Source organism: Chitinophaga dinghuensis, from assembly GCF_003259435.1.
In the GTDB taxonomy this organism is placed as follows: Bacteria; Bacteroidota; Bacteroidia; order Chitinophagales; family Chitinophagaceae; genus Chitinophaga; species Chitinophaga dinghuensis.
This window is the reverse complement of the sequence record NZ_QLMA01000005.1, coordinates 1-17,143: the sequence shown is the minus strand read 5'-3', so window position 1 is coordinate 17,143 and position 17,143 is coordinate 1. Positions and strand designations below refer to the sequence as shown.

Annotated in this window: 11 protein-coding genes; 6 read left to right on the top strand and 5 right to left on the bottom strand. The window is 46.4% G+C overall.

The annotated features are described in order from the left end of the window. Positions 1 to 85: 85 nt before the first annotated feature. Both thrS and infC read left to right on the top strand, forming a co-directional pair. A complete protein-coding gene (gene thrS, locus CLV59_RS15340; protein ID WP_245950879.1) occupies positions 86 to 2,050 on the top strand; it encodes a threonine--tRNA ligase in 1,965 nt (654 codons plus the stop codon). Positions 2,051 to 2,217: 167 nt separating this feature from the next. Then, positions 2,218 to 2,874, top strand: a complete 657-nt coding sequence (gene infC, locus CLV59_RS15335) for a translation initiation factor IF-3 (RefSeq protein ID WP_111592944.1) — start codon at positions 2,218 to 2,220, stop codon at positions 2,872 to 2,874. Positions 2,875 to 2,930: 56 nt separating this feature from the next. Here the strand turns inward: infC and CLV59_RS15330 are convergent, their stop codons facing one another. Then, on the bottom strand, positions 2,931 to 3,494 hold the full coding sequence (locus CLV59_RS15330; protein WP_111592943.1) for an HD domain-containing protein: 564 nt from the start codon (positions 3,492 to 3,494) through the stop codon (positions 2,931 to 2,933). A 137-nt stretch (positions 3,495 to 3,631) separates the two neighbouring features. Between CLV59_RS15330 and CLV59_RS15325 the strand changes: the two genes are divergently transcribed. After that, entirely contained in the window at positions 3,632 to 4,612 is a 981-nt protein-coding gene (locus CLV59_RS15325; protein ID WP_111592942.1) for a cation diffusion facilitator family transporter, read from the top strand. Here the strand turns inward: CLV59_RS15325 and CLV59_RS15320 are convergent, their stop codons facing one another. Further along, positions 4,613 to 5,821 carry a serine hydrolase domain-containing protein gene (locus CLV59_RS15320; RefSeq protein WP_245950878.1) on the bottom strand — a complete coding sequence of 403 codons (1,209 nt, stop codon included), beginning with the start codon at positions 5,819 to 5,821 and terminating at the stop codon, positions 4,613 to 4,615. It lies immediately after the preceding gene. 323 nt (positions 5,822 to 6,144) lie between these two features. On the opposite strand from CLV59_RS15320, the gene serA reads away from it, so the two are divergent. The 3 genes from serA (at position 6,145) to CLV59_RS15305 (ending at position 10,012) form a co-directional block, all read left to right on the top strand. Then, a complete protein-coding gene (gene serA / locus CLV59_RS15315; RefSeq protein ID WP_111592941.1) occupies positions 6,145 to 7,380 on the top strand; it encodes a phosphoglycerate dehydrogenase in 1,236 nt (411 codons plus the stop codon). A gap of 187 nt (positions 7,381 to 7,567) precedes the next feature. Next, entirely contained in the window at positions 7,568 to 8,383 is an 816-nt protein-coding gene (locus tag CLV59_RS15310; RefSeq protein ID WP_111592940.1) for a hypothetical protein, read from the top strand. Positions 8,384 to 8,425: 42 nt separating this feature from the next. Continuing rightward, positions 8,426 to 10,012 carry a S41 family peptidase gene (locus CLV59_RS15305; RefSeq protein ID WP_111592939.1) on the top strand — a complete coding sequence of 529 codons (1,587 nt, stop codon included), beginning with the start codon at positions 8,426 to 8,428 and terminating at the stop codon, positions 10,010 to 10,012. A gap of 84 nt (positions 10,013 to 10,096) precedes the next feature. On the opposite strand, the gene CLV59_RS15300 is transcribed toward CLV59_RS15305, so the two are convergent. The 3 genes from CLV59_RS15300 to CLV59_RS15290 form a co-directional block, all read right to left on the bottom strand. After that, on the bottom strand, positions 10,097 to 12,349 hold the full coding sequence (locus CLV59_RS15300) for a beta-N-acetylhexosaminidase (RefSeq protein ID WP_111592938.1): 2,253 nt from the start codon (positions 12,347 to 12,349) through the stop codon (positions 10,097 to 10,099). Between the two features lie 91 nt (positions 12,350 to 12,440). After that, positions 12,441 to 12,740 (bottom strand): phosphoribosylpyrophosphate synthetase, encoded by a 300-nt coding sequence (locus tag CLV59_RS15295; protein WP_111592937.1) that lies wholly within the window; start codon positions 12,738 to 12,740, stop codon positions 12,441 to 12,443. A gap of 98 nt (positions 12,741 to 12,838) precedes the next feature. Continuing rightward, positions 12,839 to 17,143: T9SS type B sorting domain-containing protein (locus CLV59_RS15290; RefSeq protein WP_146616208.1), on the bottom strand; the 4,305-nt coding region annotated here is incomplete at its 5' end.

The window sequence follows — 17,143 nt, the reverse complement described above, 5'->3', positions numbered from 1 at the left end:
TCTGTAGGCTGTTGCTTAAAAGCTGACAGCTATTTCTTAACTTCGCAAACATTTTATTAAGGAACAACGGTATTCATCCAAAAAAATGGATACTATAGAAAAACGTATGATAAATATCACACTACCAGATGGCGCAGTGCGGCAGTATGAAGCTGGCGTTACTGCATTGGACATCGCGAAATCCATCAGTGAAGGATTGGCGCGTAAGGTTTTGGCTGCAAAGGTAAACGGGGAAGTCATTGACGCGACCCGTCCTATTACGACGGATGCAACGTTGCAGTTACTTACGTGGACGGACACGGATGGCAAGTCTACCATGTGGCACTCTTCCGCTCACCTCATGGCGGAAGCGCTGGAAGCGCTGTATCCTGGTGTGAAACTGGGTTATGGTCCGGCAATTGAAGGCGGCGGTTTCTATTATGATGTGGACCTGGGTGGTCGTACTATCAATGAAGAAGATCTGAGAAAGATCGAAGCAAAGATGGTGGAACTGGCCAAACATAACAGTGTATATACCCGTAAGGAAGTGAGCAAAGCAGATGCATTGCAATACTTCACAGAAAAGGGAGATGAGTATAAAATTGAAACCATCCACGAACTGGCGGATGGCTCTATCACTTTCTATACACAAGGTGGATTTACGGATCTGTGTCGCGGGCCTCATATCCCGAACACCGGCTTTATCAAAGCGATTAAGCTGACCAACATTGCCGGCGCTTACTGGCGTGGTAATGAGAAAAACAAAATGCTGACCCGTATTTACGGTATCACTTTCCCGAATCAGAAAGAGCTGGATGAGCATCTGGCACTGATCGAAGAGGCAAAGAAACGTGATCACCGTAAGCTGGGTAAAGAACTGGAACTGTTCACTTTCTCTGAGAAAGTGGGTCTGGGTCTTCCTATGTGGTTGCCAAAAGGTGCGCTGCTGCGTGAACGCCTGCAACGTTTCCTCCAGGAAGCACAGATGGCTACCGGCTACCTGCCAGTAGTGACACCGCATATCGGTAACAAAAATCTGTATGTGACTTCCGGTCACTACGAGAAATATGGCCAGGATAGTTTCCGCCCGATTACCACACCAGAAGAAGGTGAGGAATTCATGCTGAAACCAATGAACTGTCCGCATCACTGTGAGCTCTATAAAGCGTCTCCGAAATCCTACAAGGATCTGCCGGTTCGTTTTGCGGAATTCGGTACCGTTTACCGTTATGAGCAGCACGGCGAATTGCACGGGTTAACCCGCGTAAGAGGCTTTACTCAAGATGATGCGCACCTTTTCTGCCGTCCTGACCAGGTGAAGGATGAATTCATGAAAGTGATTGACCTGGTGTTGTATGTATTCAACAGCCTCGGTTTCCAGAACTATACTGCACAGGTATCCCTGCGTTCCAAAGAAGACCGTAGCAAATACATTGGTACAGATGAAAACTGGGAACTGGCAGAACAGGCAATCATCGAATCTGCTGCTGCAAAAGGCCTGCCTACTGTAGTAGAATATGGCGAAGCAGCGTTCTATGGTCCTAAACTGGACTTCATGGTGAAAGATGCCCTGGGCCGTAAATGGCAGTTGGGTACCATCCAGGTAGATTACAACCTGCCAGAGCGTTTCGAACTGGAATACATTGGCGCTGATAATGCGAAGCATCGTCCGGTAATGATTCACCGTGCGCCATTTGGCTCCCTGGAGCGTTTCATCGCAGTACTGATCGAACACTGTGGCGGTAAGTTCCCGCTGTGGTTAGCGCCAACACAGGTGAAAATCCTGCCTATCTCTGACAAGAGTCAGGAATATGCTGAAAAAGTGGCAGCTCAACTGAAAGCGGCAGACATTCGCGCAGAGATTGATGACAGAAGCGAGAAAATTGGTAAGAAGATTCGTGAAGCTGAGCTCGCTAAAATTCCTTACATGCTGGTACTGGGTGAAAAAGAAGCTACCGACAACCTCGTAGCCGTTCGCCGCCAGTCTAAAGGAGACCTGGGTACTATGACCATGGATCAGTTCAAAGAACTGGTAAATGAAGAAGTAGTAAACAGAAAACCATTTGAGTAGTTCTTACAAATGTGGAAAAAAAGAATATAAGCAGATGAACATTACTATTTTCAGGTATGTTTATTGCTAAAGATTTTCGCATTACTTTTGTAGAAATTGTTTTTGGTCCATGGAGGTATATGGACCATGGACACCGGACAATTATTTAATTAACTTTTATTTTCTTAATGCAAAACAGACCCAAACCAAGTTTTAACAGGGGCAGAAACCCAAATTTTCGTAAAGAGCAACAACAGGAACATCGTACCAACAAGATGATCCGCGTTCCTGAGGTAAGACTCGTAGGCGAGAATATCGAAGTGGGCGTTTATAAGACTGAAGATGCGCTTCGTATGGCGGAAGAACAGGGACTGGACCTGGTGGAGATTTCTCCAAATGCAGCGCCTCCTGTATGCCGTATCATCGACTACAACAAATTCCTCTACGAGAAGAAGAAGAAGGAGAAGGAGATGAAGGCGAACGCACACAAAAGCGAAGTGAAAGAAATTCGCTTTACGCCTAACACCGATGATCACGACTTCGACTTCAAAGCCAAGCATGCGGAGAAATTCCTGAAAGACGGTAACAAGGTGAAAACCTATGTACAGTTCAAAGGCCGTGCTATCATGTTTAAAGAGCGTGGTGAACTGATCCTTCTGAAATTCGCAGAAAGACTCGCAGAAGTAGGTGGACTGGAAGGTATGCCTACCATGGAAGGAAAGCGTATGATCGCGATCTTCGCGCCAAAAACCGCAAAGAAAAAAGCAGACAAACAGCCTAAAGAAGCTAAAGAGCCGAAAGAGCCTCGCGTTGCTGAAAGCAAGCAGGAAGGAAACGCTCAGTAAGACTTTGGGTTAAAATATGTAAGCAGCCACGCCAGGAGCGTGGCTGCTTTAGTTATTTATGCCTGTTCAAGATACCTGATAATACGCTGTTTCATGCGTTGCAAATCTTCCGGGTTGACAGGGATACCCGTTTCTTTTCCCATATCATCCCAAATCCGCAGTTGGATATATTGTTCAAACAAGGGGTCTGCGCGGAATACCGTCGCTTCTTTTTCCGTCATGGGGCCGCCCTGGAAGGCCAGTGTCTTTTTGCTGGTTTCTGAGAGGGTATCGTAGTAAGCACTGTCTGAAAACGTGAGGTAACGCTTTGCCTGTACATGACTGGCCACGAGAAGAATGAGTCGTTCAGGAAAGCCTCTTTCCTGTAGGAACCTGCGCCCGAGGGTATCATGGGCCATAGTACCATAACCGTCCATTTGTTCTTCCTCCTCAAAAAAGTGACCAATGTCATGGAGAAAAGCTGCCAGGACCATCTCATCGTCAAATCCCTGTTCTTCTGCAATCAGCGCTGATTGCATCATATGCATCAGCATGGTGACGTCCTCTCCATAGGCCCTGTGGCCATGAGTTTCATAAAGTGTAAATATTTCCGCTGCGATAGCTGCGTGTCTGTCTTCCATAAAATCAACATCTTTATATTGACTAACGTATATGCATATATCAAGATCGTTAATTACAGAATATATAAGTAGATGAATGGAGTGAAATAACAATTTGTTTACCTTCGCTGTTTACATTTGCAAAAAATCTAGAACCTTTGCTGAAACGAGAACTACGCGTCATCCTGATTTCTTTGGTGGTGAGCTTAATCCTTACTGCCGTGAAATTCATCGCTTATGGAATGACGCATTCTGTTGCCATCCTCTCAGATGCCCTGGAATCCATTATTAACGTGGTAGCGGGCGCTTTTGCCAGTTACAGTATATATCTGGCAGGTAAGCCCAAAGATGAGAACCATCCTTATGGTCATGGTAAGGTGGAATTCTTTTCTATAGGTTTTGAAGGGGCCATGATCTTCTTTGCAGGCGTACTTATTCTTGTCAAGGCAGTCCAATATTTTATCTTCCCGAAAGAGCTGCACAAAATGGAAAGCGGTATCTGGCTTTTAGGCGCCACTACCGTTGCCAATCTTTTGTTAGGAATATACCTGAAGCAGTCTGGTAAGAAGCTGAACTCTATTACTATTGCCGGTAATGGTCAGCATATCATGACGGATGTGTACAGCAGTGCGGGTTTGATAGTGGCGTTATTGATTATTCAGTTTACCGGCTGGAACTGGCTGGACCCCGCAGTGTCTGTGATTATGGGCCTGCTGATTCTGGTGAATGGTTATAAACTGATGCGTCGTTCCATTTCCGGATTGATGGATGAAACTGATATGCAGGTGGTGGACAGAGTGATTACCATTTTATCGGCACACAGAAGAGAGAACTGGATTGACGTACATAATATGCGTATCCAGCAATACGGTAATAACTACCATATAGATTGTCATATCACCTTACCTTATTACCTGGAACTGAATGATGCCCACGATGAAATGAAGCGGGTGGAAGTGCTGGTCAATAAAGAGTTTGAGAATAGTGAAGTGGAGTTTTTCATTCATATGGACCCTTGTATTCCGTCTTGCTGTCATTACTGCCTGAAAGCAGAATGCCCGGTTCGGAGTCATGCCTTTACAGGTGAAATCACCTGGAGCAGAGACAATGTACTGCCGAACCGAAAGCATGGGGTCTGATTACTCTTCCCCTGATTCCTCACCATCGCCATGGCCCAGGATATCCCGGATTGGTTTTACGGCGTGGTAAATACCTCTGTTATATTTATTACCTAAGATAATCAGTGTAGTGCTGTCTTGCACAAAACGATAGAACACGGTATTATTACCATGCCACCAGCCATTGTGGTAAACGATATTCTTTGTGCTGTCTGGATATACCATCAAACGCCATCCAAGGCCATAATTTCTGACACCTGGTTTTTCATGGCTGTATGGCGTGTAAGCAGCCTTTAAGGTTTCCGGTTTTAAGAAGTGCCCGGAGTATAAAGCCTGGTCCCATTTCAGCATATCTTCCGCTGTACTGTAAATACCTTTATCGCCCATAACGCCATCAAAATAGGTATCTGGTTCTGCCTGCCCGTTGAACTTGTGACTCTGTGTCTGGTGAGCTCTAACAGGGGAGGCCGGATCATATACAAAGGTGTTCATCATGTGCAACGGTCTGAAGATCATTTGCTGCATGAAGTCGGCATATTTCTGACCGGTGACTTTTTCAATGATAGAAGCCAGCAGCAGATAGTTGGTATTACAATATTGGAAATGAGTATTGGGCTGGTGTTGAATGGGAGGTTTATGTACTTCCATCAGTTTGATCACTTCGTCGTTGGTGATAAAGCGATCGCGGTCTTTCCAGAGGCTGTCGCAGAAGTAGAGGTAGTTAGGCAGTCCGCTGCGGTGATTTAGCAGCATCCGCACGGTAATTCCTTTATAAGGGAATTCCGGGAAGTATTGCTGCAGATGATCGTCGAGGGAGAGCTTGTCGTGATCTGCGAGCCACAGGACTGCTCCGCCGGTAAATGTTTTGGAAACAGATGCCAGTTGAAATGCGGAGCTGTCGATGATCGGAGTTCTGGTACGAAAATTTTCCAGGCCATGGTACTTTTCGAAAATGATCACGCCTTTTCTGGCTACGATCATGGCGCCGTTGAATCCGGTGCGGACAAACTTACTGTAAAAATCATTTAAGCCTTGCTGAATCTGGACGGTACGTGGTGAAGTAAGGATTGCTTCCTTTTCTGCCGCTGTAAGTCCTATAGTATATAATGCACTGTCTGCTGTAATTTTATTTGCATTTGATGCTTTTCGTGCCGCTGTACTCTGACAGCTTGTGATGATGACAACTCCTGAAATAGTGAGTAGTATGCCTGCTGCTTTCAATCGCTTCATTAGAAGTTTGTATGACTCTTTATTGCCTATGAAATCTCCCGAACTTATATATACAAAACACGAAAATAGTGCTGAATGTTACCCCTTACCAAATAAAAATACTGCCGCGGATCAGTTTTAATGTTTTTTTAAGAAGATGAACGCATTGTTGATTGAAAAACTTGCAACACAATTAGTGATTTTTTGATAAAATCAAATTTGCTGGGTCAAGTATTTGAATATTCGTCAACATCCAGTAGGTTTGTGCCTTGTTAATTCCCGCGAAGGCAGCAATTATTAAGCCAATTGGACAAAAGAATATACATATAATTTTATATAATACTATGGATCAGCACAAATTGACAAGTTATCCGAAGGAGAAGATTAGCATTTTATTGTTGGAGAACATCAGCGATGCAGCTGTTGCAGAATTCACCGACGCAGGCTATTCGGTACGTAAGTTGTCGGGCGCGCTGAGCGAAGAAGACCTGATAGCTGAAATCAAGGATGTACATCTGCTGGGGATTCGTTCCAAGACACAGGTAACCCGCAAGGTATTGGAAGCGGCCAAGAAGTTACAAGCGATTGGATGCTTTTGTATCGGGACCAACCAGGTGGATCTGAAAGCAGCCACAGAAGCGGGCGTAGCCGTATTTAATGCACCTTATTCCAATACGCGTTCGGTAGCGGAACTGGTGATCGGTCTGTCGATCATGTTGATTCGTCGTATTATTGATAAGAACAACGCTGCCCATCAGGGAATCTGGATGAAAGAAGCCAAAGGTAGCTATGAGCTGCGTGGCAAGACGTTAGCAATCGTAGGTTATGGTAATATCGGTTCACAGGTGAGCGTACTGGCGGAAGCGCTGGGAATGAACGTTACTTATTACGATGCAGAAACGAAATTGCCACTGGGTAATGCTACACAGATCAGATCCCTGAAAGATCTGTTTGGACAGGCAGATATCATTTCTCTGCACGTCCCATCGTCCAGGACGACAGAAAATATGATCAATGCAGAAACGCTGTCATATGTAAAGCCTGGCGCTATATTCATTAACTATGCACGTGGCGAGGTGGTAGACCTGGATGCCCTGAAAGATGCGCTTGTTAGCGGTCAGCTCTCTGGTGCAGCCATCGACGTATTCCCGGTAGAACCAGAGAAAAATGGTGCGGCATTCTCTACGCCATTACAAAAATTACCAAATGTAATCCTGACGCCGCATATCGGTGGTAGTACAGAGGAAGCGCAACATAATATAGGCCTGGACGTTAGTAGTAAGTTGCTGAACTATCTGGAGAAAGGAGCCAGCTTCGGTTCCCACACAGTGCCAGCAATCAGCGTACCAGCAGTAGAACATACGCATCGTATCCTCCATATTCACGAGAACGTACCGGGCGTATTGTCTGCCATCAATACTGCACTTTCAGAAAATAAGATCAACATTCTGGGTCAGTATCTGAAAACCAATGACTTGATTGGTTACGTGGTACTGGACGTAGATAAACAGCTGTCAGCCGAAGCACTGGCCTTGTTGAAAGAAGTAAAACATACGATCAAGACCAGGTTATTATATTAATAGCTCTGGATCAAATAGTTGGAAGGCTGCCTTGTGGGCGGCCTTTCTTTTTATAGCTCGTCTGTTGCCCTGGAAGGAGGATTCACCCCTTCATTCCGCCTGTTCATCGAGTGAAGGCGGGATTGAAAAATGTTTTTACGTACCTTGTTTTAAATAGCTATCTTGGCGAAATTAATGTCTCTTCTGCATGAAAATTGGTAAGTTACTTTTACCCGGCACTGCACTGTTAGCCGGTTTGTTTATGGCATCTTCGGTACAAGGACAGGACGCTGATCCTAATAAATGGGCGCCTGTAAATATCCAGATCGACGGGAAAGCCACCGAATGGCCTAAGCCTTTATCTTTTTATAACAACGACACGAAATTATTTTATACAATCGCGAACGATTCCAACAATCTTTATGTTGTAATAAGTGTCCCTGATCCGGTCAGCCAGATGAAAATCATGCGGGCAGGCGTTACCTTCTCCGTTAATCCCACAGGAAAGAAAAAGGTAGTGTCGTCTGTTACATTCCCGCTGCTCGGTGAGGATGCCCCGGAAGTGGTGGAATCCCAAAATCAGCGTACGTCAATAGAGTGGAGGAGAAGCATACTTCAGAATGCAAAACATATTAATGTGGAAGGCCTCATTGGCGTACCAGATGGCAATCTGCCGGTAAAGAATGACAAAAACATTGTTTCCGCTGCTTCCCTCGATGATCAGGGAAACCTGGTTTGCGAGGTGGCCATTCCGCTACAGTATCTTGGTTTAACTATCAGCAACGATAAGCCCGTAGCTTACAGGTTTAAAATCAACCCTCTGAATCGCGACGACCGTAAAGCAAAAGAAAAAGAACAGAAAGACAGACAAGCCGCTATCGCTGCTGCCCAAAAAGAAGGTAAAACGCCTCCTGCTGAACATGAAGGACATGGTATGTATAAAGGCATGAATGGCCCTGGTATGGAGAATCTCTTCTATGCAAAGGACTTCTGGACCAGACAAACCATGGCCACACACCGCTGATCTTTTTGAAATAAGATATTTCATATAGCCATAATCGTTATTATGCAACAGCAATTACTCAGCCTCGCAAAAAAGGTGTTAGTCGCAACATGCTGCATCGCATTGATGTATTCCTGCAAAAAGGATAAACTGACAACCGACAATAACAATGGCGGTAACGGCGGTACTACCAGCGGTGGTACAACTGCACTGTCCAATGAAGATTCCCTGAAATACCTCATGTATAATATCATGCAGGTATCCTATGCAGATGGCGGTCGAACGCCTTCTAAGGGATTACCAACCTATTTCTGGTATAACTCCGTGCCCACCCTCAACCCGTTGGATGCCAAGTATAGCACCGCGGATGTATTGTTGAGAACTATCGCTGGTTATGCCATCAATCCCACCACACAACAACCTTATGATCATTACAGCTTTCTGGATCGTACCGGAGTGCTGACCAATAAATTAATGAACGGGGTTTCTGCAAGTCGGAACGTTATGGCCACCACCGGAGATATCGGGATGGAATATGCGCCAGTATGGGACTCGCAGAATAAGAAAGTACGCTTGTTTGTATTATATGCGGATAAAAACAGTCCTGCAGGACAGAAAGGCGTTACCAGAGGTTGGGAGATTGTTTCTTTTAACGGGGTTACCAAATTTGATACCACCGCCACTTTCCTGAACCAGGCCTACAACGCCATTTTGAACTCCAGTTCTGTAACGTTGGGCTTCATTCGCAATGACGGCAGCAGTTATACTACTAATCTGGCCACGGGTACTTATAACGTTAATCCGGTGGCATTCGACTCTGTGCTTACCATGAATGGGAAGCCAGTAGGATATTTCGTATTGTATACTTACTCCAGCGTTGTCAATTCATCCGGACAGGATACCTATACGAAAACGGCCATCGATGCTTCTTTCAGCAAGTTTAAAGCGGCAGGTATCACCAACCTGATCGTGGACCTTCGTTATAATGGAGGAGGAGCGGTGACTACGGCTGAATACCTGGATAACCTGATTGCGCCTGCCAGCGCGGCGGGAAAGGTCATGTACTACTATCAGTATAACGATAAACTAACAGCAGTAGCTTCCTCGATCGGACTGGAATCACAGGTGAATTTCAGTAGTACCGCGGGCGGTATGAACCTGAGTAATGTGTTCTTTATTACCAGCAGAAACACCGCTTCTGCCAGTGAGCTGACGCTGAACAACCTGCGTCCTTACTTTACAAATGGCATACACCTGGTAGGCGATACTACGTATGGTAAACCGGTAGGCTTCATTGATTTCAATATCTCAATGTTCGATAGCACCCATACTCAGAAGTACCTGGCAGATCTCTATGCGATCAATTATGCCACTACCAATGCAAACCATTCCGGCGGATATTACACAGGTATACCAACAGATCCAGGCGCACAGGCGGCCGACAGAGTGAATGTGCCATGGGGAAACACTACTTACGATGACAACCTTATATTGATCAACAGCTACCTGAATGGAAGAGGATATACTTTGGCGAGAATAGAATCGCTGAATAACTTCCTTCAGCCTATCAAGAGTGCCACGCTGCACACAGGATTCAATGGCATGGTGGATTACCGCCTGAGCCAGAAGATCCAGAATGGACTGAAATAGCTGTCGTCTCCCTAAAATATCAAAAGGAGCAAAATCATAAAGGACTATCCTTTACGATTTTGCTCCTTCTTTATTTGCAAATATTTAGTGTACAATTATCTCATCCGCAAAGAGGAAGCCATGCTGGGCATTCTTCGCTTTCACCCGGATGTAGCGCGATTTCCGGTTACCCAGATCAAAACGGAATTGCTTAAAGGTAAGCTGGTTTTGACTTTCCGGGACATCATTCTTCACAACTATTTCCTGTCCGAATGTAATGCCGTCATCAGACAACGATACCGTTACATCAGCCGGAATATAAATACCTACTGCAGTCAGCTGCATAAAATTCAGGGCAACGGAACGCAGGGACTGTACAGCTTCCATATCTACTACCACATCCATATCATGGGAGTCGAATCCTTGCCACTGGCTATCTCCATAGGAAACAGTTCCCAGGTAACCATCTGTTAATGTCGCTTCTTTTTTCGCAGGATAACTTTTGCTGTATGGTTGTTTATAGATCACCGGTTTTCCGATGGCCAGGTGATAATCCGCCATCAGTACTGCCGGCTTGCCTTGCAGCAATGTATCCCGGAATACTGCAGCCGTGATGTTGGCTGAACCAGTAAATGAGAAAGGACCGGTATAGCGCGTAGCATGCTGGTCGGGCGCCGTACCGTCCATTGTATAGCGTATTACAGGTTGGTACTGCTGTGATTCAAGACGTATCGTCGTCTCCTTTTTATCGTAGTTGATTGACGGAACAATAGTAACCGTATAAGAAGGGCGACAATAATTTACGTATAGTCGTTGCAGTAAGAGATAATGTGATTGCAGTCTGCGTTGAAAATCCGAAAAATCCTTCTGGTTATTATTTGTCCACGCAACTTCCGCCAGGGCTGGGAGTCGGGGATAGGTCATATATTCCAGGTGACTGCTGTTTGGAATGAGTTCTGTCCATATATTGGCCTGAACGCCGAGAATATGTTTGGATTCCGGCTCCTGTGGCTGAAAGGGATCAGGGTTGTAACTGTAGACTTTCTCCACGGGGAGGTAGCCGCCCTGGGCTTCCGGTTGTGTGGCAGGATCTGCCTGGTAATGGTCGAAGTAGCAGTAGGCGCCTGGCGTCATGATGACATCATGACCTGCTTTAGCAGCGGTAATGCCGCCGCTTTCGCCTCGCCACGACATTACAGTCGCTTCTGGCGCGAGGCCACCCTCAAGGATTTCATCCCAACCGAGTAGTTTACGGTGGTGTGATTTCAGGAATTTTTCCATTCGGCGAACAGCGTAACTCTGCAGTTCGTGTTCATCTTTCAGGTGTTCGGTATGAATGCGTTGCTGGCATTTAGGGCAGGCCTTCCAGGCTTTCTTATTGGCTTCATCACCACCTATATGGATATACGTAGATGGGAAAATGGCCATTACTTCCGTCAAAACTTTTTCCAGGAAGGAGTAGGTAGCATCGTTACCGAGGCAGAGTTCTGAATTTACGTAAGGTATGCCGGAACAAGAAAGCTGCGGATAAACGGCGAGGACTTCTTCTGAGTGTCCGGGCATCTCTATTTCAGGAATGACGGTAATGCCTCGTTGTGCCGCGTATGCCACAATTTCCCGGGCATCGTCCTGGGTATAGTATCCGCCATAGGCGTTAGGGTCGCCTGCATTGGCGTAGCGTTTGCCGCCGGCAGCCCATTCTTTCCAGCCTTCGCCATATCTCCAGGCTGCACGATCTGTTAGCTCAGGAAACTGTTTGATTTGCAAACGCCAGCCGGCGCCGTCTACAAGGTGCCAGTGAAAGGTATTGATTTTATAAAGCGCCATCAAATCCAGGTATCGCTTGATGTAGGATATGGGGAAGAAATGGCGGGACACGTCCAGCATGACGCCTCGGTAGCCAAATCTGGGATGGTCCTGGATTTGTACGCAAGGAATACTACTCATATCTGGTTGCAGCAATCGTAGTTGCAGGAGCGTTTGTATACCGTTGATCGCCGCGGTAGTAGTACGGGCATATATCCCGATGCTACCTTCTTTCACTTCCAGTTTATAGCTGTTGCTATCTGGGAGACTATTTGCCGTAACGTGCATGATTTGGATGGTTACTGGCGTGCTGTTGGCTTTATAGGGAGACACGATCCCGATGGTTTGGCCGGAATCAGCTAATAGTCGCGCTGCATCTTCGAATACCTTCGATGCAATAATGGGAGTGGCTTTGGTCCATTTGAAAGTACCCGTTCCTGGTGTGATCTGCGATGGTTTGGGAATCAGGTCCAGGTTGGGTTTGGTCTGCGCCTGGATTTGCAGGGAAGTGCCTGCGAGTAGCGTCAGGCAGCAGGCTAAACGTTTAATCATGCTCACTTTTCTTTGATACACAGACGAAAGTAATATAAAAAAAGTCCTCCGGCAAAGCGGTAGGACTTTAATATGTTAAGCGGTAAAATAGTTATCTGGAGCCGAGTTTACGGATCAGGTCTTCAGAGATATCTTCGGAGTAGGTACCGTAGCCGTGCATTAATACGCCTTTGCGGCCATCTTTGGTGGCAACGGCGTATACGATGTCTTCATCTTCGGGATTGGAATCGCCTTCAAAGCGATAAGTTTCGAGGATATCGAAATCTTCTGGTTTGAGGGTGGTGGCATTTTCGGCATCCTGAATGGTGTCGAACTGTAGGTTAAAATCCCTGGTGAAGCCGCGTTCGCGGAGATCTTGCAATGCGTCGGTGACGGTATCGTAAATTTTCATAGACCAAACTTTCTAGCTACAATTTACAGAAAATTTCCAGAAGCAAAAAAGCTGGTCTTTTGCAAGACCAGCTTTTTGCGAATGTTAGGTTAAAAGGATTATCTGATTACAGTTACTTCACCTTTGAGGACGGTTGCAGTTCCGTTAGCGGATTTCTTGTAAGTCAGCCACCATACGTATGTACCAACATCTACAGGCACGCCTTTGTGTTTACCATCCCATCCTCTGTGTTGATCATCAGAGATGAAGATCATTTCACCCCAGCGGTTGAAGATGCGCAGTTCGTATTCGTACATTGGTCCGCGAACCACTGGTTTGAATACATCGTTGCGACCGTCGCCATTTGGAGAGAAGGCGTTTGGTACTTGCGGTTTAGGTTCACATACTGTGAAGTCTACGCGGATTTTATCGGTAGCGCTTCCACAATCGTTGAAGACAGTTACGGTGTAAGTACCGCTTTCTGTTACGTTCATTGTAGGAGCGGAAGAACCGTTATCCCAGCGTACCGCGCTGATACCAGTACCTATTGCTTTGAGGGTGAGTGTTTCACCTTTACACATTACGGTGTCGTTGCCGAGGTTTACTTTAGGTATACCTGTAACGTTTACTTTCACGCTGTCCATGTATACGCGCTGACAGAATTTATCCATTACTGCCAGTTTGTATCTACCAGCCTGGTTGATTTGTTTCACCGGATTCGGATCGCCATCATTCCAGAGGTAGGAGATTGCGTTATCAGTAGTACCGTCGAGGGTGATAGTAGTACCAGGGCAGATATTTCTGTCTGGTCCCAGATTCACCTTGATAGAAGGTTTCAGTCTCACGTTAACCGTGTCTCTCACCACGCAATTATCTCTGCTTACAGCTACCCAGTATCCACCAGGTTTGTTTACAACGATAGAGTTGCTGGTTTCGCCGGTCTGCCATTGAATGCGTCCGCCGTTAGAGTTTACAGTGAGCATGATAGACTGATCAGGGCAGATAGTCGTATCGCGATTCAGGCTGATATCTGGTGGTGGGTTCACGCGAACTTTCACCGTATCGATAGTGATACAACCTGATTTGGATACTTTCACCCAGAAGTCTTCCTGCGTACCTACCAGGATAGAGGAGGTGGTTGCACCTGTACTCCAGAGGTAAGAAGCGCCATTTACATAGGCATCCAGTTTCACTGATTGACCGCGACAGATGGTAGTATCAGGGATAGTTACCAGTGGGGTCGGGATCAGGCCTACTTTAATGGTATCGGTAGTGGCACATTGACCATTGGATACGTTCACCCAGTAAGTACCAGCTTTGGTTACGTTGATACGTTGGGTTGTTTCACCGGTAGACCAGTGGATGCTGTAAGCGAAGTTAGCAGCACCTGCATCCAGTACGAGGCTGTTGCCACCGCAGATGGTTGTGTCTTTACCCAGTTTCACCACAGGTGTTTGCAGGTATTTCAGATCGTATTTCACGGTATCTGAAGAGCAACCTGTTGTGCCGTCTGTGACGATGAAGGATGCGCTTGTCGCACCGTTCAGGTTGAAGATATTGCTGGTTTGCGTGATTGGCAGGCCATTTACTGCGTTTGCAGGGTTGATGGCTACCAGGGTATAGGTAGGTTTAGACACGGTACCTACAATCTTCAGCGCAAATTTCGGATTATTGGAACAGTTTACTGGCAGTGACGTTTCCAGTTGTGGTTTTGCACAAGGTTTGATAACAATGCGCTGGATCACATCATTGGCTTTGTTGCCACAAGCGTCAGTTACGCTCCATCTTCTTACGATCGTATATCCGTTACAGATATCTTTCACATAAGGATCTTCAGTATAGGTTACTTTTTTCGGGAACGCAGGGTCACAGTTGTCGGATGCAATCAGCTGCGGAGAAGCAGGGACTTTATCTTGACAATAGATTTCCACGTCTGCCGGAGCCGGAGAAATTACCGGACGTGTGGTGTCTACCACGGTGATCACCTGACGTACCGTTGTCTGGTTGGTGCAGGCATCAACAGCTGTCCATGTTCTGATGATACGGTAAGAGTTACCGCAAGCGCCAGGGATATTTTCAGTAGTGATGGTTCTGATCAGTTTCAGTGCTGATCCGCTGCTGCAATTATCGGTTGCTGTTACGTTCGCAGCTGGAGCAGGGATTGCATCGCAGTTTACGGTAATATCAGCAGGAGGCAGGATGGTGAATACCGGTTTGGTAGTATCCTGCACGGTTACGATTTGTTGCATGGTAGCGGTGTTACCACAATTGTCGGTTGCTGACCATGTACGGATTTCCATGAAGGAACCGGAACAAGCGCCTGGCAGTTTCACAATTCTGGAAGCTGTATTTACCTGTACGCTACCGGTGCAATTATCGGAAGCGCTGATTACAGGCCATCCTGGCAGTTTATCGCAATCCACGATGGTGTCTTTAGGCGCAGGCATGGAGAATACTGGTCTGGTAGTATCCTGTACAGTGATGATCTGTACTACGGTTCTGCCATTGCCACATTGATCCAGTGCAGTCCATTTACGGAAGATCGTGTATTTGCTGTCGCAATCGCCAGCTTTATGTACCACAGAATCTTTTGGTTGTACATTGATTACACCGGCAGTGCAGTTATCGGCAGCAGTAAGTGCCGGACCTGCAGGGATCTTATCACAATCAACTGTGATATTAGCCGGAGTAGGCATTGTAAATACCGGAGCAGTGGTATCCTGTACGGTAATGATCTGGGTCAGGGTAGCGCCTGTGTTACAAGCATCCTTCGCAGTCCATGTACGGATCAGTTGATAATTGTTGGCGCAGTTGCCAGGGATGTTTTTCCTGGTTTCTACAGGAACGATGGTGATGTCGCCACCGCAATCGTCTTTCGCCAACAGATTCACCAGAGCAGGCACCTTATCACAATCAACGGTGATATTCGCTGGCGCTGGAGTGGTGAACACTGGCGCTTTGGTATCAACGATGGTGATAGTCTGCGATGTTTTCACGCTGGTACCGCATCTGTCAACAGCCACCCAGGTACGGGTAATTGTTTTGGTGCAGGCATCGATCACGTTAGTAACATCGGAGGAAGTAACAGTCAGTTGCTCGTTGGTATAAGGAGCGTGGCTGAACTGTGGTGTTCCGAACATCTGGGTGTAATCTTTATTGAGTACGCATTCAGTTGTGAAGGATGGCGGTGTAGTTACAACGAACGGAGGTTGCGTCATTACCACGATACTTACAACGTTGCTGATATCATCGATACAAGCGCCTGAAGTTACCAGTCTTCTGTACCAGGTATTCTGAGCAAGAACGCCAGGTTGGTAGCTATCATTGGTAGCGCCGTTGATGTTGGTGAACGGTCCGGTAGCACCTGTTGTGCTGGACTGCCACTGGTATGAGTAGCTGCCATTTCCACCGGAGAGGGAAGCGCCGGTCAGTGCAGCCGCCGTTTCTGTTTTACAGAGCGTTTGATCTGCGGAGATGGTGTTACCCAGGATTGGTTTACGGTTGATGAGTGTCAGGCTGGAGCTGGTTGCTTCGCAGACACCGTTGCTCACCACCCATGTCAGTTGTACAGTTTCACCTGCCTGTACAGTGATGGTTGCATTCTTATCATTTTCGTTACTGATAGTAACTTTTGTTTTGTCGCCACCAGTTACAATCCAGGTTCCGATTGCACCTGCAACTCCAGGATCGCTTGCGTTCATCTGGAAGGTCGCGTCGTTACAATGTTCCTGGTTAGGACCGGCTTTCGCATCAACTGGTTTCTTGTAGTTAATGATGATAATTTCATCATCAGTTGATGTACAGTTACCATTGCTGATGGTCCAGCGCAGGGTAGCAGTATCGCCAGGCGCCACATAAACGCCGGAGTTATATTTGTTTTTATCTCTGATGGTAGCGTTACCTTTTATAACTGTCCAGATACCGGAAGCTGTGCTTACACTAGGCTGAGCGGCATCGAGGGTGAAGTCATTTGTTTGGTTACATGCTGCCTGATCCGGACCAGCATTTGCTTTATCAGCCATTGCGTAGTTGATCAGGGTTACCTGACTGCTGGTAGCAGTACAGTTACCATTAGTGATAGTCCATTGCAGTACTGCGTTGTTACCAGGTAATACGGTTACTGCAGTATTGTACAGATGATTGTTGTGGATGGTAGCGTTACCAGATACTATAGTCCAGGTACCCAATGCAGGGTCAGGACCAGGATCATTGGCAGCCATGATGAAGTCATCTGTGCTGTTACATTTTTCCTGAAGGCCTCCAGCGATTGCTGTAGGAGCTGTTTTGTAATTCACCAGGATAACATCGTCATAGGAATCCGCACACACGCCATTTACGATTGTCCATCTGAGTACCACGCTGTCACCTACCGCTACAGTTACCTGAGCTTTAGGATCATTGATAGAAGAGGTACCAAAGTTCGC